We start from the raw sequence: 16,983 nt of genomic DNA, 5'->3' as shown, positions 1-16,983 counted from the left end.
GCGTTAGTTGTGGCAAGCAACCGGAATCAAGATCCCCGGGAGGGGTGTGACGGGACTCGCGTCGTGGAGGTCACGGCAATGCCTACGAACGAGTGAAAAACTGTGCCAATTCGACCGTTCGGGCTAATGCCCCCGTACGGCAGCAACGAGGATGAGCGGCATGTACGCGACGCACACTCCCCCTTTCGCGTCTCCCCCCGAGCCGCCCCTGGCCGCCTTCGACGTCGTCCTCCCCGACGCACTCGGCCATCCCGCTCTGGGATTCCGCGACGGCACGTGGTTCCGCATCGGCCACGCGCACCCGCCGCGCCCGGTCGCCGCCCGGAGCGCGATCCTCGGGCACCCCGACGCGGCCGGCCCAATCGTGCAGATCATGTGCTGGTGGATACGCGAGCACCCCGGCGACCGGCACGCCGTCGACCTGGCCACCGAACTCGCGCTGCTCGTAGGCGACATGAGCCGCAGCATCCCGACCCCGCGAATGCCGGTCGACTACCTGCCCGCGCCGCGCGACGCCCGCGAGCCCTGGGCCGGATTCCGCGAGCCGCCCGCCCGGCCGGCGGAGATCGCCGCGGCCGCCGCACCGGAACGCGGCGCCCTGCCCGCCGGGCCGGAGGCGCTGCGGCCCGCGGTCAGAGCACTGCCACCGGCCCCGCCAGCTCGTTCCGGTCGATGGTGATCGCCACCCCGCCGTAGGTCTCCTTCACGTTGCCGGCGTACTGGTGCACGCGGCGGCCCAGCCAGGCGCCGTCCGGGATGGCACCGTCGCCCGAGGTGACGGCCCGGTCGTCCCAGCGGGCGTACCAGAGCGCGTCGGGCAGCAGCCGGGTGCCGTCCGCCTTGAGCACATCCTCGATGCCGGAGTCGAGGCTGCTGTAGTAGCCCGCGACGTAGCCGCGTTCGTGCACCCGGAGGGTCCACGCGGACACGAAGTTCAGCACGTCGCGACTGCAGTCGGCGTTGCGGTTGTCGTACGCCTCCATGTCGAAGTACAGCGCGCTGCCTTCCTTGAGACCCAGCGCGGCGGCGCGGTCGACCGCGTCGTCGGCGTCCTCCCGGCCCATGTCCCACGACCGGGCCGGGTCGATGCGCACCGCCTTCGTCGAAGCCGTGCAGGACGCCTGGGCGCCGACGTAGACCGGCAGGAAGTCCCAGCCTTGCGCGTGCACCTGGCGCACCCAGTCCTGGGTCAGGCCGGCGTTCGCGCACGCCCGGTTGGCGCCGCCGACGTAGATCCCGACCGCCTTGTACGGCGACGCGCGCCACGCGTCCATCGCGGCGACGGACGGCGCTTCGCAGGTGTCGAACCCCGGAGCGGCGACGGACCGCATCACCGATGCCTTGGGGGCGGACGCGGCAGATGCGGGCTTGGGCTCGCCGGACGCCGCAGCGGCGGACGGAACGGCGAAGCCGACCAGGGCGAGGACGACGAGACCGGCAATTCCGGCACGGAAGTGAGGACGCACCCCACCACCTTGCGACCGGCCGCTCACGAAAAGCGACAAATCATCAGCAACACGCCGGGCCGGCCCGCCTGTTGGGCCGTCCGGGGGAACGACGCGGGCGCCGGAGGCTGTTCGCCTCCGGCGCCCGCAATGCCCTGCTCCGCCGGTCCCGCCGCCGGTCCCGCCCGCGGGCGCGTCCCGGGGCGGTCCCGGATCAGGCCTGGCTGAGGATCAGCCCGGACGTCGGCACACCGGTGCCGGCCGTGACCAGCACGTTGTGCACGTCCTCGACCTGGTTCACCGACGCGCCGCGGATCTGCCGGACACCCTCGGCGATGCCGTTCATGCCGTGCAGGTACGCCTCGCCCAGCTGGCCGCCGTGCGTGTTCGTCGGCAGCTTGCCGCCCAGCATGAGGTTGTTGTCGGCCACGAACCCCGGCGCCTCGCCGCGGCCGCAGAAGCCGAACTCCTCCAGCTGCATCAGCACGAACGGCGTGAAGTGGTCGTACAGCACCGCCGTCTGGATGTCGTCCGGGGTGAGCCCGGACGTCTGCCACAGCTGCTTGGCGACGACCTGCATCTCCGCGAGACCGGTCATCCCGTCGCGGTAGAAGGAGGTCATCATCTCCTGGTTGCGGCCCGCGCCCTGCGCCGCCGCGGTGATGACGGCGGGCGACTGCCGCAGGTCCTTCGCGCGCTCCGAGCTGACCACGACGATCGCCTGGGCGCCGTCGGTCTCCTGGCAGCAGTCCAGCAGACCGAGCGGCTCGACGATGCGGCGCGCGTTCTGGTGGTCTTCCATGGTGATCGGTTTGCCGTAGAAGTACGCCGCCGGGTTGGTCGCGGCGTGCGCCCGGTCCGCGATCGCGACGTGGCCGAACGCCTCGGTGGTGGCGCCGTACACGTGCAGGTAGCGCTGCGCGAACATGGCGACCCACGACGCGGGGGTGAGCAGGCCGTACGGCATGTTCCAGCCGATCGCCACACCCTCGGCGCTGGGCTCGCGCTCCAGCACGCCCGAGCCGAACCGGCGGCCCGACCGCTCGTTGAACGCGCGGTAGCAGACCACCACGTCGGCCACGCCGGTGGCGACCGCCATCGCCGCGTGCGCGACGGTGCCGCACGCCGCGCCGCCGCCGAAGTTCACCCGGCTGAAGAACGACAGGTCGCCGATGCCGCACGCCTGCGCGACGGAGATCTCCGGGTTGGTGTCCATCGTGAAGGTCACCAGGCCGTCGACGTCCGACGGCTTCAGGCCCGCGTCGTCGAGCGCCGCGCCGACCGCCTCGGCGGCCAGCCGCAGCTCGGACCGGCCGGATTCCTTGGAGAACTCGGTCGCCCCGATACCGGCGATCGCCGCTTTGCCCTTGAGGTTGTCCGCGTGCTTGAGGCTCATGCCTGCCCTCCCGGGAGCGCGACGGTCACAGTCCCCGTCACGTGGTTGCCGAGCTTGTTCGCCCCGACCACGGACACCTCGACCAGGCCGTCGGCCTTCGCGGTGACCTTGCCGGTGATCGTCATCGTGTCGCCCGGGTAGTTCGGAGCACCGAGGCGGATGGCGACCTTGCGCAGCTCGGTCTCCGGACCGCCCCAGTCGGTGACCATGCGGCCCACGAGGCCGTTGCTGGTCAGGATGTTCATGAAGATGTCCGGCGAGCCCTTGGCCTGCGCGAGGCCCGGGTCGTGGTGGACGTCCTGGTAGTCGCGCGTGGCGATCGCCGTCGCGGTGATGAACGTGCGGGTCAGCGGGACGACCAGCTCGGGCAGTTCGTCGCCGACGTTGACCTCGTCGTACGTCCGGCTCGTCAGGTTGGTCATGCCCCTACTCCCTTGGAATTCCCCGCGCCGCTCGCGAACAGTGCACCGAGCGTGGCCAGTTGCTGGATTCCGGTGCCGAGCGTCGCATCGATCTGACGCCCCCACAGGAAGTGCCGGTGGATGGGGTGGTCGATATCCGACCCCATGCCGCCGTGCAGGTGCTGGCACGCGTGCACGACGCGCTTGCCGCCCTCGGACGCCCACCAGCGCGCGACCAGCGCCTGCTCGGTCGCCGCCTCGCCCTGGTCCATGCGCCACGCGGCCTCCAGCGCCGTGACGCGGATGGCCTCGGTGTCCATGTAAGCGTCGGCGGCCCGCATCATCACACCCTGCTTGGTGGACAGCGGCACGCCGAACTGCTCGCGGGTCTTCACGTAGTCGACGGTGCGGGTGACGCCCTGCGCGCACACGCCGACCTGGAGCGCGGCGAGCGCGACCCGCGCCCGGTCCACGATCCACGCCGCGGCGGCCGGGCCGTCGGCCACGTCGCCGACCGGCTGCGCCGCGGCACCGGCGAGCACCACGTTGCCGGACGCCCACGGAGCGGTCGTCGGCGCGGCCTCGACGGTGACCCCGTCGGCGGCCGGGTCGACCACGAACACCGCGGTCGTGCCGTCCAGGTTCGCCGTCACCAGGATCCGGTTGGCGACCTGCGCCCACGGCACGGCGCGCTTGACGCCGTCCAGGACGTAGCCGCCGTCCGCCTCGCGCGCGGTCGTCCTGGGGGTGCCGGGCAGGCCGTTGCCGGTCTCCGCGATGGCACCCGCGACGATCCGCGAGCCGTCCAGCAGCGCCGGCAGGTCCGCCGCGATGGCGTCCTCGGAGCCGAACCGGAGCAGCGGCAGCAGGCCGTAGACGAGCGTGTCGAGCAGCGGCACCTGCGCGGTGAACCGGCCCTGCTGCTCCAGGAGCAGCGCAAGGCCGACCATGCCGAGGCCGCCGCCGTCGTGCTTCTCGTCGATGACCGCGCCGGCCAGGCCGGAGTCGGCGACCTGGCGCCACAGGTCGGCGTCGAACTCCAGCCCGGACGCCTTGAGCTGCTTCATGCGGTCGTGCGTGGACCGCGCCTCGAAGATCTCGCCGGCCAGGCCGGCCAGCGCCTTCTGGTCCTCGGTGAGGTTGAAGTCCATGGTCAGGCCTCCTGCGCCGCGTCGACCGGCCGGAACACCGGCAGCTTCAGACCCGGGTCGTGCTCCACGAACTCCAGCTTGACGCGCATGCCGATGCGCACCTCGTCGTGCGGAATGCCGACGATGTTGGACAGCGTGCGGACGCCCTCGTCGAGTTCGATGAGCGCGACCGCGTACGGCATGTCGAACGCCTCGAACTTGGGGTAGTGCATGGTCACGTGCGAGTAGATCGTGCCGTTGCCGGCCGACTCGACGGTGTCCCATTCCAGCGACGCGCAGTTGTTGCAGCCCGGGCCGAACGGCAGCCGCAGCGTGTCGCACTTCGTACAGCGCTGGATCAGCAGCTGCCCGGCGTCGATGCCGTCCCAGAACGCCTTGTTGTCGCGGTTGACGACGCGGCGCGGGCGCGGGCGGCGCTCGGCGGCGGGGGCCGCGGCGGGCTTCTTCGGGTGCGGGCGGTACCGCAGGATGCGGAAGCGGTGCGTGCCGACCAGCTCGCGCTCGCCTTCCGCGCCGCGCACGAAGATGTTCATCAGCGTGGTGATGAAGTGGCCGACGCCGAGGCCGGTCGTCTTCTCCTCCGACACCGTCTCGATGAGCTGGTCGAACTCGATCGACTCGCCGAGGGTGAGCGGGCGGACGTACTCCTGCTCGCAGTTGGTCGCCACGACCGAGCCGAAGCCGGCGTCCAGGATCAGGTCGTACAGCTTCTGCACGGGGCTTTCGCTGCCGCCCGGGGCGCCGCCGGCCAGGCCGCGCATCGTCCACACCTGCAGCATCGTCGCGGGCGCGACGACCTCGCCGAAGTGCGTGGTCTTGGCGAAGTCCGGGTCGGTGTAGACCGGGTTGGTGTCGCCCATCGCCTCGGCCCAGTGCCGGATCATCGGCCCGTTGACCGGGTCGAGCCCGAGGATGCCGGACTCGGCGTGGACGCCTTCGAACTCCTTGAGCCGCGCGAGGAAGTCGGCCTTCTCTTCTACTGTGGTCACCGCTTCACCTTCGTCATCCCGAGCCGCACCATGGCGACGATCTCGCGCTGGACCTCGCTGACGCCGCCGCCGAACGTATTGATCTGCGCCCGGCGGTTCATGGCCTCCAGGTAGCCGTCGCTGAACGCGCCCGGCGCGCCGGGCCGCAGCAGGGCGTCGGGGCCGACGATCTCCATGAGGTTCCGGTACACCTCGATCGCACCCTCGGTACCGAAGAACTTGACGCCCGAGGCGTCGCCGGCGTTCAGCGTGTTGTTGCCGACGTCGTGGACGAGCCGCCAGCTGAACATGCGCACCGCGGACAGGCGGGCGTACGTCTCCGCGAACTTGAGCTGCACCCACGGCTGGTCGATGACGCGGACGCCGTCCTCGACCTCGGTCTCCTTGGCCCAGGCCAGGACCTCGTCGAAGAAGTCCTCGGCCTGCATGCCCAGCGCGGCGAGCGCGACGCGCTCGTGGTTGAGCTGGTTGGTGATGAGGTTCCAGCCGCGGTTCTCCTCGTACACGAGGTTCGTGTACGGGACGCGGATGTTGTCGTAGTAGGTCGCCGTCGTGGTCATGCCGCCGACGGTGACGATCGGGGTCCACGCGAAACCGGGGTCGTTCGTGGGCACCAGGATCATCGTGATGCCCTTGTGCTTGGGCGCCTCGGTGTCGGTGCGGCAGGCCAGCCAGATCCAGTCCGCGCCCTGCGCGGTGCTGGTGAAGATCTTCTGGCCGTTGATGACCCACTCGTCGCCCTCGCGGACCGCCTTGGTCTGCAGCGACGCGAGGTCGGTGCCGGCGGAGGGCTCGCTGTAGCCGATCGCGAAGATGATCTCGCCGGCCAGGATCTTCGGCAGGAAGTACTGCTTCTGCTCGTCGCTGCCGTACTTGATCAGCGTCGGGCCGACGGTGTTGAGGGTCACCATGGAGACCGGGGCACCGGCGCGGTAGGCCTCGTCGAAGAAGATGAACTGCATCTCCGGGCCCTTGCCCTGGCCCCCGTACTCGACCGGCCAGCCGATGCCCAGCCAGCCGTCCGCCCCCAGCTGACGGCGGATGCGGCGGGTCGTCTCGCCGCCCTGCTCGCCTTCGGCTTCGAGTGCGCGGCGGACGTCCGGGGTGATCAGGCGGGCGAAATACTCCCGCAGCTCGGCGCGCAGGGCGTCCTGCGCAGGTGTTGGGGCGAGATGCACGTCATCGGCTCCTTACTAGGCCCGGCCCGCGCGACCCGGCGAGGCCTCGCAGCCCGCGCACCACGCGGGTACTTGGCAGAGTCGAATTTCTCCCACTCGCAAGAGCTTGTCAATATCAAGCATCTCCCCCGCCCCCGCTCCCCGCCCGGCACCCCGCCCACCAACCGGGCCACCGGCCAAGCCCCGCCCCGCCGCGAGGCTCCCCGACCGGGCCGATCGGCCATGCCGACGGGTGTCGGACATCACGCCGAAAGGGGACGAGGGGGTGCGAAGAGAGGAGAAGAGAGGAGAGGAGCCGCCGCGGGAGTCGGGACATCGGGCGGGTGGGCGCACAGGAAGCGGGCAGGCGTAGCGGCCAAGCCGCCGCGATGGCAGCCCGCGGGCGAGGGCTGCCGACGCGCAGGTTGCCGCGCGGACGCACCCGGCGCGGCACCACCTGCGGGGTCGGCCCGGCGCGCGGCTCGCGCACGCAGCCGCGCAGTGCCAGCGCTCACGTCGCCGTTAAGCGAACGACGCGGAAGCGCGCCCCGACCGCGTCGACCGTCGCGCACCCGGTCTCCACTGGGCAGGCCCACGGAGGAGACGCCGCGAGCGGTCCGGGGGCAACCCTGAGCGCCGGGCGCCGCACGCGTCGCTGCTCGGTCGGACTGCGTGGGTGGGGTGGGCGGCCTAGCGTGGTTTGTATGGACAGCGAACGGTTCGATGCGTCTCGTGAGCAGCCGGAGCCCGACAGGCCGGAAGGCAACGAGAGCGATGCCGGAGCCCCGAAGGGCGCCGGGCATGCACAGGCGGCCCGGGCCGCGGGCGCCGATCCGGGCGACGGGTCTTCGGCGCGGCCTTCCGGCGAGGAGGCCGCGCCCGGTGAACCGCCGGAAACCGGCCCCTCCGCGCCCGGTATGGCGCCCCCGCAGCACGAGCGGGCTCCCGCCCCCGGCGAAGAGCCGCCCCGGCCGGAAAGCGCGCCGCCCCACGAGCGCGCTCCCGCGCCCGGCGCGGCGCCCTCCCAAGCCGGTGCTGCGCCCCCGCCCCCTCCCCCGCATCCGCCGCCCACCCCGCCCGGGGACGGGGCGCCTCCCCCGCCGCCCGCGCCCGAGCCCCTCGGGGCGGGCATGGCCGGATCGGCCGGGGTCGAGCGGCCCGCGGTGCCTCCGCCTCCGCCGGGGCCGCCCGGTTCGTACGGGGTCCCGGTGGAACGCGCGTCGGATCGGTTCGATGTGCGGACCGAGTGGCCCGCGGCCGCCGTCATGTTCTGCGGGGTGCTGGCCGTCGCGATGATGTTCGTCGACTGGCAGACGAGCCGGTTCCGCGGCGAATCGGTCAGTTGGGACGGCTTCAATCGGGAGGTTCTGCCCGCCGCGCCGATCATCCTGGTGATCATGCTGGTCGCCGTCGTCGCGTTGGCAGGCTGGGCACTTGTTCTTCGGCGGCCATCGCGGCTGGCGTTCGCCGCGATACCGGCGTTCACGGCCATGCTCGTCATCATCATCGTGATCACCACGCTCGACGCCATGATCGGCAACCCGGTGCGCGCCGTCGGCGGCACCTTCGAAATCTCCGCCGGTGCCTGGCTCTGCCTCACCTTCACGATCCTCGCGATGCTGATCAGCCTCGTGCCGCTCGGCGAATCACTGCTCGCCGAGCAGAAGCGGCGGCAGCGGCAGCGGCAGCCCGTCGTGCCGCCCAAGCCCACCGAGCCGCCGCAGTTCCCTCACGCCGAAGGCGACTGACGGGGCGTCGCGCCGATCGTCGCGGCCAGCTCGTCGCTCAACTCGTAGGGGCGTTCCGCGGGCAGCAGCGCCGACGCCGCGGCGAGGTCGCGGGAACGGACGAGGCCCTGGATCTCGTGCGCGAGGTCCGTCACGTCGGTGACACCGACCAGCCACGCGTCCGCATAGTCCCGCGTCGCCCGGCCGGCGAGGCCGAGTTGCAGGGAGCGGTGCTCCAAGGGCCGCAGGTGCAGGTCGCGTTCCGGGTCCCACTGGATCCGCACGGTGGTCCGATGCAGGCGCCGTCCCCACGTGTCCCGGTCCGGGTACACGCTCGTGTCGTAGTGGCTCAGGCACGCGCCGGCGAGCGCCTCGTCGAAGCCCGCGCGGGTGATCTCCAAGGCCAGCACGTGCTCTTGCAGCTTCTTCGTCGCCCAGCCGGAGCGGTACATCATCCACAGGAAACTGGGCTTGACCCAGGTCATCCGGGACCGGCTCCAGGTGTCCGGGAACCGTCCTTCGCGGGCGGCGTACGTCGCGATCTGCGGTTTGTAGGCCTGGTAGACGGTGATCGTCTCGTCGCCGTACCGCGCCCGGATCTGGCGGTACGGGAAGGTGTTCGCTTCATTCATCGCGCCGCCCAGTCTCGGGGCCCGCCCCCGGCGCATTCCACCGGTTTTGCGCGCCCCTTGTCTCACGCCCGGTGCGCGGGCGATGCTCGGAGGCGAACCGGATGGCCGAAACCCGTCTTCCGGGACCTGCCACGAAGGCCGAGGCCGCGGCCGCGCAAGGGGGTGAGATGCCGTGCCCGATCCGTGTCCGCCGCACGACTGGGTCGACTGGAGCGGAAAAAAGCGCTGCCGCCTGTGCGGAACGACGATGTCGCCGCTCCGCCCCGTCCCTCCGCTACCGCCCGCCGAGGGTGACGGCGACGCCGCATGACCCTCCGGGTCCCGCCGCCGCCGGCGGGGTTCGCCACCGCGCCGCGGGTGCCGTGGGCGGAGTTGGAACCGCCGATCCGGGCCTGTGTGGAAGCCGCCGTCGGCCGGGTCGGCGATGCCGCGACGGTGTGGGCGGGCTTCAGCTGCGACTTCGCCGCCGCGCTCGGCACCGCGCACGGCAGCTATTTCGCCAAGGGTGTCCGCGCGGGGCATCCCGCCGTCCCGCAGCAGCACGTCGAGGCGTCGGTCGCGCCCTACGTCACCGGGCTGTCGCCGCGCCTGGTCCGGCACATCCGCCGGTGCGGGTGGGACGTGCTGGTGTTCGAGTTCGTGGACGCCGACCACGCCGACTTCTCCCCCGGCTCCCGTGACCTGCCGCAGGTCGCCGACGCGCTGCGCCGCCTCGGCGACCTGCCCCCGCCCGGCGCCGGCGTGCCGCTGGCCCGGGCCGCCGACCGCTGGGCGACCTATCTGGACACCACGTCGCTCGCGCTGCTCGACGGCGACGCCCTCGTGCACACCGATCTCAACCCGCACAACCTGCTGGCCGACGGGCAGCGCGCCTACCTGGTCGACTGGGCGTACGCCACGCGCGGCCCGGCCTGGCTCGACGTGGCCTACACCGTGCTGCGCCTCATGGAGAACGGCCACACCGCCGCCGACGCGGAGAACTGGGCCCGCCAAATACCGTGCTGGAACGCGGTCACCGAAGCCGCGGCGGACGCGCTGGCCACCGCGCACACCCGGGCCTGGCGCGAACTCGCCGGGCCGGAGGACGCCCGCCGCTGCTCGGCGCGGGTGCGGGCGCTGGCCGGGGCGATCCGGCGCCGCTGACCGCGGCCGGACGGCCTGCCGCTGGTCACGTCACGCGTTGCAGGATGACGAACGTGTCGTCGAAGACGATCCGGTACGTCGCACCCGGATGCCGTGCCGACGCGTCCTCCAGCAGCCGGCGGCGTTCCTCGTCGCCGAACGCCGGGGGCCGGTTGACGGCGACGTAGTCCGGGATCACGCCGCCGGTCGCGCCGATCCAGTACACGTGCGCCCGGGACGGCAGCTGGGAGATCAGCCCGAGGTCGGTCTCCACGGTCGCGCCCTCGGCCACGTGCCGGACGGCCGCTTCCGCGGCGGGCAGCCGCGGCGGCGTCTTGTACTCGTCGGGCTCGATGAGCTTCGCCGCCGGCAGCACCGCGCACAGCGCGAGCGACGCGCCGAGCGCCGCGCTCGGCACGTTCCGGGCCCACGTGCGCATCCACGGCCGCGGCGAATCGGCCGACCGCCGGATCGCGTCGACGAGGGCGACGAACACGATCGGCATCAGCACCGCGTTGTAGTGCCAGTCCTGGCCCCAGTGGTTCGGGGTGTCGGACAGCAGGCGCCAGGTGAGCGTGGGGGCGGCGATGATCGCGACGGGCGAGCGCAGCGCGAGGAACCCGACCGCGCCGAACACCCACAGCAGGGTCTTGACCTTGATCCACGGCCAGAACAGGTCCTTCGGGAAGCCGCCGAAGATCCCGAACAGCGATCCGCCGCCCGCGCTCTTGCCCTGGTCGTAGACGCCGTCCGGGTTGAGCGCAGGGATCAGCACGTAGACGGTCAGTGCCATCACCGCCGCGCCGATCACCATCACGGCGGCGCCGAGCCGCCACTGGCGCCGGGTCAGCAGGTAGATGCCGACCGCGCCGACGGTCAGGCCGAGGTCTTCCTTGACCAGCAGCAGCGGCAGGCACCAGAGCACCGCGGCGAGCCAGCGCTCGCGGAGCAGGGCTTCCAGCAGGAAGGCGAGGATCGGGACGGCGAAGGCGATCTCGTGGAAGTCGAAGTCGACCGCCCGCTGCACGCCCCACGACAGGCCGTAGGCGATCCCGATGGCCGTGCCGCGCCCGGACCCGAGGAAATGCGTCGCCACCCGGGTGACCGGGATCACCGCGAGCGCGAAGAGCACCGCCTGCCCGACGAGCAGCGTGACCGCCGACGGGAACACCCGGTAGAACGGGGCGAGGGTGGCCAGGATCGGGCTGAAGTGGTCGCCGAGCTGGTTCATGCCGGGTTGGCGGACGTCCACGATCGGCGCGTCGAAGTGCGCGTAGGCCTTCACGGCCTGCTCGAAGATCGCCAGGTCCCACGACGGGTTCTCGACGTGCCGGAAACGCAGCACCGAGATGAGCGTGTATACGCCGAAGAACACGACGGCGAGCAGGTACGGCGTCGGGCGGGCGACGAAGTCCCGCGGCGCCCGGGCCGCTCCCGTCCCACGCTGCCCGGGAAACGTCAGCGATCGGATCCGCGAGGTCTGCACGTACGTTTCTCTCCCAGATCGGCGGCGCTTGTCCAATTGCGCGCCGACCCGGGCGGCCGTACCCCTTCCGCGTCAGCCTTGCGGGTGACGCTTGCGGAAGTACGTCCAGCTGGTCTCGTTGGGCGCCGACCACTCCTCGGGCGAATGCGCGAACTTCGGATCGTGGGCGGCGACGTACTTGCGCAGGTGCTCGGGCAGCTCGTCGTAGCCGCCGAGCTTGGCCCCGTGGCAGTGGTAGACCAGTCCGCCGGGGCGGGCGCCGCGGCGCATCCACGGCAGCCACGGCGCCAGGCGCGTCCACGAGAAATGGCACGGCACCGACGGCAGGTCGGCCGCGTCGAGGTCGGCGCGGCGGCAGAAGAACTGGAACAGTTCGGCGGCCCGGTAGACGTCGTCGGCGGAGTTGTCCGGGTAGGCCGCCACCGGCAGCGGGGACGGGTAGGCGAGCAGGATGTCCTGCGCCCACATCACGTCGCCGCCGACTTCGGTGACCGGCGCCCGCCACGGGCCGCGCGGCCCGTCGAGCAGCAGGTCCTGGTTCACCGGGTCGTTCCAGATGTGCAGGACCTCGTGCTCGGCGCCGGTGTCCGGGTCGGTCCAGGAGTCGAGGATCCCGCCGGTGCGCGGGTCCTGGTAGAACGCCGCCTCGCGGGCCAGGAAGCGCCAGCCGCCGTCGACCTCGACCATGCGGCCCACGTTGAAGCCCTCGAACCGGAACAGATGCCGGTGGTTCTCGCCGGGCGCCTGGCTGTGCACGTTGCCGGTCCACCACACGACGGTGTCCTCGGGCCCGGTGCTCGCCCGGGCGCGCACGAACGACCTGAGGTTGTCCGCGGGGTCGGCCAGGTCGGGGCCGTCCGGGGCGGGGCCGCCCGGGGTTTCGCGCTCGCTGACTTGGGACACGGGAGCCTCCGTGGGTCGGCGTCGCTCCGAAGCGTAGCGGTCCGGACGGGAGAGATGTATGGCTTACATCGACGGGTACCGGCTGGCCGAATCGCGCGTCCTCGACCTTGCCCAACCGCTGCGGCGCGGCATGCCGCAGCCCGCGAACCATCCCCCGTTCCGGCTCGTGCCGGACCGCCGGCACGGCGACTACGTCCGCCCCGACGGCAGCTCGGACGCGAGCGAGATCGTCATCACCGGCGGGCATGTCGGCACGCACGTCGACGCGCTCGGCCACGTCGCGCAGGACGGGGTGCTGCACGGCGGCATCGCGGCCGCGGACGCGCAGAGCGGCCACGGGCTGTCGGCGCACGGCATCGAAGCGTTCCGGCCGTACGTCGGCCGCGCGGTCGTCCTGGACGTGCCGCGGCTGTACGGCGTCGACGTCCTGCCGCCCGGATACGAGATCACGGCCCACGACCTCTCCCGCGCGGAAGCACTCGCCGGCTCCGATGTGCGACCCGGGCAGGCCGTGCTGATCGCCACCGGCTGGTCGCGCGTGTGGGACCAGTACGACGTGTTCACGGGGATGCGCGACGGCGTCCCCGGGCCGGGCCCGGACGCCGCCCACTGGCTCGCGTCGCGCGGCGTCCGCATCGTCGGCGGCGAGACCCTCGCGTTCGAACGCATCGCCGCGGGGCTGGGCCCGGCGCCGCTGCCCGTGCACCGCATCCTGCTCGTCGAAGCGGGGATCCACATCGTCGAGACGATGCGGCTGAACGAACTCCTGGACGCCGGCGTCGGCGAATGCCTGCTGGTGCTCGCCCCGTTGCCGATCGTCGGCGCGACGGGGGCGCCGGTGCGGCCGCTGGCCCTGATTCCGGAGTAACGCGGGGCAGCACCGCCGGATGCTCTGGTGCCGGTGTGTCCGACCGGGCATGATCACGGCCTCGCGCCGCGCCCGCGGACCGGACTTGGGGGAGCAACCGACGATGGCACTGCCGCATCACACCGATCGCCGCCCCCGCGGCAGTCGGACGAGCCTCTCCGTGCTGCTCGTGGCCGGACTCCTCGCCGCTGGCTGCTCCCGGACGGGCGGGACGCAGGCCGCGGACGATCCGCGCGAGGTGTCGCCCACGCCCTCACCGGCGCGGGCACACCGAGCCCGGCGGACGCCCCCGCGACCACCGCAGCCGTGGATGCCGCACCACCCGAGGCCGCCCTTGGTGAAACGCCTTCCGAGCCTCCCCCGGCAACGCCGACAGCCTCGGCGGGGCCCGCCGTCCCCGCCATGCCGGACTTTCCCGAGGACACCATGCCGGCCACCAAAGTCGCCCTCGCGCTGAAGGCACGCGGCCAAGATCCGCGCACGAGCGCGCTCGTCCGCGCGACGGATTTCGCGTGCTTCGCCTGGGAAGCGCGGACGATCTGCACCATATATCTGGGCGACCGCGGCCTCGGCACCTCGCTCGCCTCGGCAGGCATCTACCACCCGCGCGACGAGACTCCGGACCCGGCGCGCCCCAGGCCGCTGCCGATCCTGCCGCCCGGCTGCGCCATCGCCGCGACCGTGCCGACCGGCCACCTCGTCACGTGCGCGGACGACTCCTGATCCCGGCCGGTCAGCCGGTCTTCACCGCGACGATGCCGGTCCCCGGGGGGAACGCGCCGCGTTCCGCGAGCGCGGTCAGGGCGTAGAGCAGTTTGCCGACGTAGGTCTCGTCCGGGGCCACGCCGTGCCGGGCCCGGAAGTCGTCGATGAAGTGCAGGAGTTCCGGGGTGGTGCGGGCGTAGCCGCCGTGGTGGAAGTCGTCTTCGACGCGCCAGTTCGCCGTCGCGCGGCCGTAGGCGGCGTGCTGCGACGCGGCGACTTCGCCGGAGAGGAAGCCGCCTTTGAGCACGGCGACGCCCAGGGCGGTGCGTGCCGGCGCGAGGCCGGCGGCGATCCCGGCGAGGGTGCCTCCCGTGCCGCAGGCCACCGCGACCACGTGGTGCTCGACGTCGATCTCGGCGGGGAGTTCCGCGCAGCCGCGGACCGCGGCCGCGTTGCTGCCGCCTTCCGGGAGCAGGAAGAAATCACCGTGGGCGGCCGCGAGTTCGGCGGCGAAGTCGGGGTCGGCGCGGCGGCGGTAGGTGCCGCGGTCGACGAAGACCAGCCGCATGCCGCGCGCGGCGGCGAAGGCGAGCGACGGGTTGAGCGGCCGGCCGACGAGTTCGTCCCCGCGGATCACGCCGACGGTGGCGAACCCGTAGAGTGCCCCGGCCGCTGCCGTCGCGCGGATGTGGTTCGAGTAGGCGCCGCCGAACGTGAGCAGCGTCCGGTGGCCGCCGGCGCGGGCGTCGGCGAGGTTGTGCTTCAGCTTGCGCCACTTGTTGCCCGGCAGCTCCGGGTGGATCAGGTCGTCGCGCTTGAGCCACAGCCGCACCCCGCGGGACGCGAAGCGCTCGTCGGTCAGCTCGGCGAGCGGCGACGGGACACGGACCTCGGGCGAATCGGACATCCCGTCGAGGATACGAGCCGGTCCGCGCGCCCGCCGGTCACCCGTCGCCCTGCAGGCCCTGCACCTTCGCCGGATTGACCTGGAAACGCAGCGCGGTGATGAGCCCGGTGTCGTCGGTGTCGAAGGTGAACGCGCCGACCGCGGTGCCCGCGTACCGCGCAAGGACGCCGGACTCGCCGTTGATCTCGGCCAGGTGCAGCTCGATGCCGGCCAGCGACGGCTTGGCGAGCACGCCGAGGATCCACCGGCCGACGTGGTCGGGGCCGTGCAGCGGGCGCCGCGCGGCGGTGACCACGCCGCCGCCGTCCGACCACGACGTGACGTCTGGGGCCAGCATGGCGAGGACACCGTTGAGGTCGCCGTCCGCGCACGCGTCGCGGAACTTCTCCGCGATGCGCCGCTGCTCGCCCGGGTCGGGGGTGAAGCGCGGGCGCCGGGCCTGCACGTGGGCCCGGGCCCGGTGCGCGAGTTGGCGTGTCGTGGCCTCGGACTTGCCGATCACCTCGGCGATCTCGGCGTGCGAGTAGCCGAAGACCTCGCGCAGCATGAAGACCGCGCGTTCGGCCGGGGTCAGGGTCTGCAAGACGACGAGGACCGCCATCGAGACGGTGTCCGCCAATTCCGCCTCCTCGGCGACGTCGGGCGACGTGAGGAGCGGTTCGGGCAGCCACGGCCCGACATAGGACTCGCGGACGGCCCTCGCGGACGTCATGCGGTTCAGGCTCAGGTTGGTCACCGTGCGCACCAGGTACGCCTTCGGGTGCTCCACCGTGCCTTGGTCCACGCCGTGCCATTTCAGCCACGCGTCCTGGACGATGTCCTCCGCGTCGGCGACGCTGCCGGTCAGCCGGTAGGCGGTCCCGAACAGCAGCCGCCGATGCGCGGCGAACACGTCCTCCGTCATGCCGTTCGTCATGCCGTCCGTCATGCTCCTCACCGTGGCATTCCCGGTCAGCGCGCGGCAAGATCCCGAAGCCCGGCGGCGCAGTCCGGGAACTCCGGGCGCCAGCCGAGCCCGGCGGCGGCCTTGGCGTGGGACACGCGCATGTTCGTGGTGACCATGGTGTGCGCGTAGGAGTACGGCCGCATCAGCCACCCGGGCACGTCGAGCGGCTTCGGCGTCCCGAACGCCGCGGCGACCGCGCGGACGTGCGCACCGAACCCCAGCGGCGTGTCGTCGACGATGTTGTACGCCTCTCCCGGCACACCTCCGTCCACCGCCAGGGCGACGGCCCGCGCCGCGTCCGCGAGGTTGATCCACGGCAGCACCCGCCCCTGGTCCTTCACCGCGGGCAGCTTGCGCTTGCGCAACATCGCGACCAGCGCGTCGGTTCCGCCCGCGCCGTAGAAGAGGCCGAAGCGCAGCCCGATGCCTTCGATGCCGGGTGTGCCGAGCATGAGTTCCTCCTTGACGCGCATGGCGTCGAGGTGGCGTTGGCAGGCGGGCGGCTGGCCGGTGGGGCCGTAGACGTCGGTGTCCTCGGTGAGGACGCGGTCGCCGAAGTCGCGGTAGCCGTAGCCGAAAACCATCGACTCGGAGATCATCCGGCGCGCCCCGACGGCCTGCGCGGCCTCGACGAGGTTGCGGGTGCCGGCCGTGCGCAGCACGTCGGTGGCGGCCATGTCGCGGTGCCGCATGGGTGGGCGGGCGAGCGCGGTCGCGGCGTGCACGACGGTGTCGACCGCGAGGCCGTCCACGGCGCGCAGCAGCGCGTCGCGGTCGGTCAGGTCGGCGCGCACGTCGTTGCCCGGTCCGCGGCCGAGCCCGAGCACGGTGTGGCCCGCGGCGGCGAGAGCCTCGGCGACCTGCCGTCCGAAGACGCCGGTCGCCCCTGCCAGCAGCACGTTCTTGGTGTCGGTCATGTCCATGGGACAAGCGGGAACCCGCGACCGTGACAGCCGAAGCCGCCCATCCGTGTGACGTGCGCCACAGCCGTGCGCCGTCGGGGTGAGGGAGATCCATCGACCCTGTTCCCCGGGGGTCAAGGAACGGATTTCCCCCTGTCTTGGCGCGATCGCCAGGAGCACAATCCAGACGCGCCACCTGGTCAGCGCGCAGCCAGCCGCTCAGTGGCGCACAGGGAAGTCCGAAGG

Annotated in this window: 17 protein-coding genes; 5 read left to right on the top strand and 12 right to left on the bottom strand. The window is 72.4% G+C overall.

Annotated features, from left to right (window positions below; translation table 11 throughout):
- Positions 1-160 precede the first annotated feature (160 nt).
- Positions 161-679 (top strand): hypothetical protein, encoded by a 519-nt coding sequence (locus ACPA54_RS14800; protein WP_423529726.1) that lies wholly within the window; start codon positions 161-163, stop codon positions 677-679.
- On the opposite strand, the gene ACPA54_RS14795 is transcribed toward ACPA54_RS14800, so the two are convergent.
- The 6 genes from ACPA54_RS14795 to ACPA54_RS14770 form a co-directional block, all read right to left on the bottom strand.
- Positions 633-1,466, bottom strand: coding sequence for a DUF1906 domain-containing protein (locus ACPA54_RS14795; RefSeq protein ID WP_423529724.1), 834 nt, complete (start codon positions 1,464-1,466; stop codon positions 633-635). The two genes, ACPA54_RS14800 and ACPA54_RS14795, sit on opposite strands and share 47 nt — an antisense overlap.
- 193 nt (positions 1,467-1,659) lie before the next feature.
- Positions 1,660-2,841, bottom strand: coding sequence for a lipid-transfer protein (locus ACPA54_RS14790; protein WP_423529722.1), 1,182 nt, complete (start codon positions 2,839-2,841; stop codon positions 1,660-1,662).
- Positions 2,838-3,263: a MaoC family dehydratase gene (locus ACPA54_RS14785; protein WP_345679541.1), complete on the bottom strand. Its 426-nt coding sequence runs from the start codon at positions 3,261-3,263 to the stop codon at positions 2,838-2,840. Before ACPA54_RS14785 ends, ACPA54_RS14790 begins: the two co-directional genes overlap by 4 nt.
- Entirely contained in the window at positions 3,260-4,393 is a 1,134-nt protein-coding gene (locus ACPA54_RS14780) for an acyl-CoA dehydrogenase family protein (protein WP_423529719.1), read from the bottom strand. Before ACPA54_RS14780 ends, ACPA54_RS14785 begins: the two co-directional genes overlap by 4 nt.
- 2 nt (positions 4,394-4,395) lie before the next feature.
- Positions 4,396-5,382 carry an OB-fold domain-containing protein gene (locus ACPA54_RS14775; protein ID WP_423529717.1) on the bottom strand — a complete coding sequence of 329 codons (987 nt, stop codon included), beginning with the start codon at positions 5,380-5,382 and terminating at the stop codon, positions 4,396-4,398.
- Positions 5,379-6,560, bottom strand: a complete 1,182-nt coding sequence (locus ACPA54_RS14770) for an acyl-CoA dehydrogenase family protein (protein ID WP_423529715.1) — start codon at positions 6,558-6,560, stop codon at positions 5,379-5,381. Before ACPA54_RS14770 ends, ACPA54_RS14775 begins: the two co-directional genes overlap by 4 nt.
- A 1,256-nt stretch (positions 6,561-7,816) precedes the next feature.
- On the opposite strand from ACPA54_RS14770, the gene ACPA54_RS14765 reads away from it, so the two are divergent.
- Positions 7,817-8,287 carry a hypothetical protein gene (locus ACPA54_RS14765; protein ID WP_423529713.1) on the top strand — a complete coding sequence of 157 codons (471 nt, stop codon included), beginning with the start codon at positions 7,817-7,819 and terminating at the stop codon, positions 8,285-8,287.
- On the opposite strand, the gene ACPA54_RS14760 is transcribed toward ACPA54_RS14765, so the two are convergent.
- Positions 8,269-8,898 (bottom strand): DUF4291 domain-containing protein, encoded by a 630-nt coding sequence (locus ACPA54_RS14760; protein ID WP_423529711.1) that lies wholly within the window; start codon positions 8,896-8,898, stop codon positions 8,269-8,271. The genes ACPA54_RS14765 and ACPA54_RS14760 overlap by 19 nt on opposite strands.
- A gap of 306 nt (positions 8,899-9,204) precedes the next feature.
- Here ACPA54_RS14760 and ACPA54_RS14755 point away from each other — a divergent pair, with 306 nt between their 5' ends.
- Complete coding sequence (locus ACPA54_RS14755; RefSeq protein WP_423529709.1) at positions 9,205-10,041, top strand: phosphotransferase family protein; 837 nt, start codon at positions 9,205-9,207, stop codon at positions 10,039-10,041.
- Between the two features lie 25 nt (positions 10,042-10,066).
- Here ACPA54_RS14755 and ACPA54_RS14750 read toward each other — a convergent pair whose 3' ends face one another.
- Positions 10,067-11,506 carry a DUF2079 domain-containing protein gene (locus tag ACPA54_RS14750; protein WP_423529708.1) on the bottom strand — a complete coding sequence of 480 codons (1,440 nt, stop codon included), beginning with the start codon at positions 11,504-11,506 and terminating at the stop codon, positions 10,067-10,069.
- A 72-nt stretch (positions 11,507-11,578) separates the two neighbouring features.
- Complete coding sequence (locus ACPA54_RS14745) at positions 11,579-12,352, bottom strand: DUF1838 family protein (protein WP_423529884.1); 774 nt, start codon at positions 12,350-12,352, stop codon at positions 11,579-11,581.
- A gap of 115 nt (positions 12,353-12,467) precedes the next feature.
- On the opposite strand from ACPA54_RS14745, the gene ACPA54_RS14740 reads away from it, so the two are divergent.
- Both ACPA54_RS14740 and ACPA54_RS14735 read left to right on the top strand, forming a co-directional pair.
- On the top strand, positions 12,468-13,277 hold the full coding sequence (locus tag ACPA54_RS14740) for a cyclase family protein (RefSeq protein ID WP_423529706.1): 810 nt from the start codon (positions 12,468-12,470) through the stop codon (positions 13,275-13,277).
- A gap of 402 nt (positions 13,278-13,679) precedes the next feature.
- Positions 13,680-14,000, top strand: coding sequence for a hypothetical protein (locus ACPA54_RS14735; protein ID WP_423529704.1), 321 nt, complete (start codon positions 13,680-13,682; stop codon positions 13,998-14,000).
- Positions 14,001-14,010: 10 nt separating this feature from the next.
- On the opposite strand, the gene ACPA54_RS14730 is transcribed toward ACPA54_RS14735, so the two are convergent.
- From ACPA54_RS14730 to ACPA54_RS14720, 3 genes are read right to left on the bottom strand one after another with little or no spacing between them, the layout of a single operon-like run.
- Positions 14,011-14,889: a 1-aminocyclopropane-1-carboxylate deaminase/D-cysteine desulfhydrase gene (locus tag ACPA54_RS14730; protein ID WP_423529702.1), complete on the bottom strand. Its 879-nt coding sequence runs from the start codon at positions 14,887-14,889 to the stop codon at positions 14,011-14,013.
- A 37-nt stretch (positions 14,890-14,926) separates the two neighbouring features.
- On the bottom strand, positions 14,927-15,817 hold the full coding sequence (locus tag ACPA54_RS14725; protein WP_423529700.1) for an RNA polymerase sigma-70 factor: 891 nt from the start codon (positions 15,815-15,817) through the stop codon (positions 14,927-14,929).
- Positions 15,818-15,840: 23 nt separating this feature from the next.
- A complete protein-coding gene (locus tag ACPA54_RS14720) occupies positions 15,841-16,758 on the bottom strand; it encodes an NAD-dependent epimerase/dehydratase family protein (RefSeq protein ID WP_423529698.1) in 918 nt (305 codons plus the stop codon).
- Positions 16,759-16,983: the final 225 nt, after the last annotated feature.

Source organism: Uniformispora flossi, assembly GCF_049534875.1.
GTDB lineage: Bacteria > Actinomycetota > Actinomycetes > Streptomycetales > Streptomycetaceae > Yinghuangia > Yinghuangia aomiensis.
Note: the sequence above shows the minus strand (reverse complement) of the source record. Positions and strands in the feature narration are given on the sequence as shown.

Excerpts from the sequence above, each read along its gene's own strand:
- ACPA54_RS14800 (WP_423529726.1), top strand. The coding sequence starts at position 161 with ATGTACGCGACGCACACTCCCCCTTTCGCGTCTCCCCCCGAGCCGCCC.
- ACPA54_RS14790 (WP_423529722.1), bottom strand. The coding sequence starts at position 2,841 with ATGAGCCTCAAGCACGCGGACAACCTCAAGGGCAAAGCGGCGATCGCC.
- ACPA54_RS14785 (WP_345679541.1), bottom strand. The coding sequence starts at position 3,263 with ATGACCAACCTGACGAGCCGGACGTACGACGAGGTCAACGTCGGCGAC.
- ACPA54_RS14780 (WP_423529719.1), bottom strand. The coding sequence starts at position 4,393 with ATGGACTTCAACCTCACCGAGGACCAGAAGGCGCTGGCCGGCCTGGCC.
- ACPA54_RS14760 (WP_423529711.1), bottom strand. The coding sequence starts at position 8,898 with ATGAATGAAGCGAACACCTTCCCGTACCGCCAGATCCGGGCGCGGTAC.
- ACPA54_RS14755 (WP_423529709.1), top strand. The coding sequence starts at position 9,205 with ATGACCCTCCGGGTCCCGCCGCCGCCGGCGGGGTTCGCCACCGCGCCG.
- ACPA54_RS14740 (WP_423529706.1), top strand. The coding sequence starts at position 12,468 with ATGGCTTACATCGACGGGTACCGGCTGGCCGAATCGCGCGTCCTCGAC.
- ACPA54_RS14735 (WP_423529704.1), top strand. The coding sequence starts at position 13,680 with ATGCCGGACTTTCCCGAGGACACCATGCCGGCCACCAAAGTCGCCCTC.
- ACPA54_RS14730 (WP_423529702.1), bottom strand. The coding sequence starts at position 14,889 with ATGTCCGATTCGCCCGAGGTCCGTGTCCCGTCGCCGCTCGCCGAGCTG.
- ACPA54_RS14725 (WP_423529700.1), bottom strand. The coding sequence starts at position 15,817 with ATGACGGACGGCATGACGAACGGCATGACGGAGGACGTGTTCGCCGCG.
- ACPA54_RS14720 (WP_423529698.1), bottom strand. The coding sequence starts at position 16,758 with ATGGACATGACCGACACCAAGAACGTGCTGCTGGCAGGGGCGACCGGC.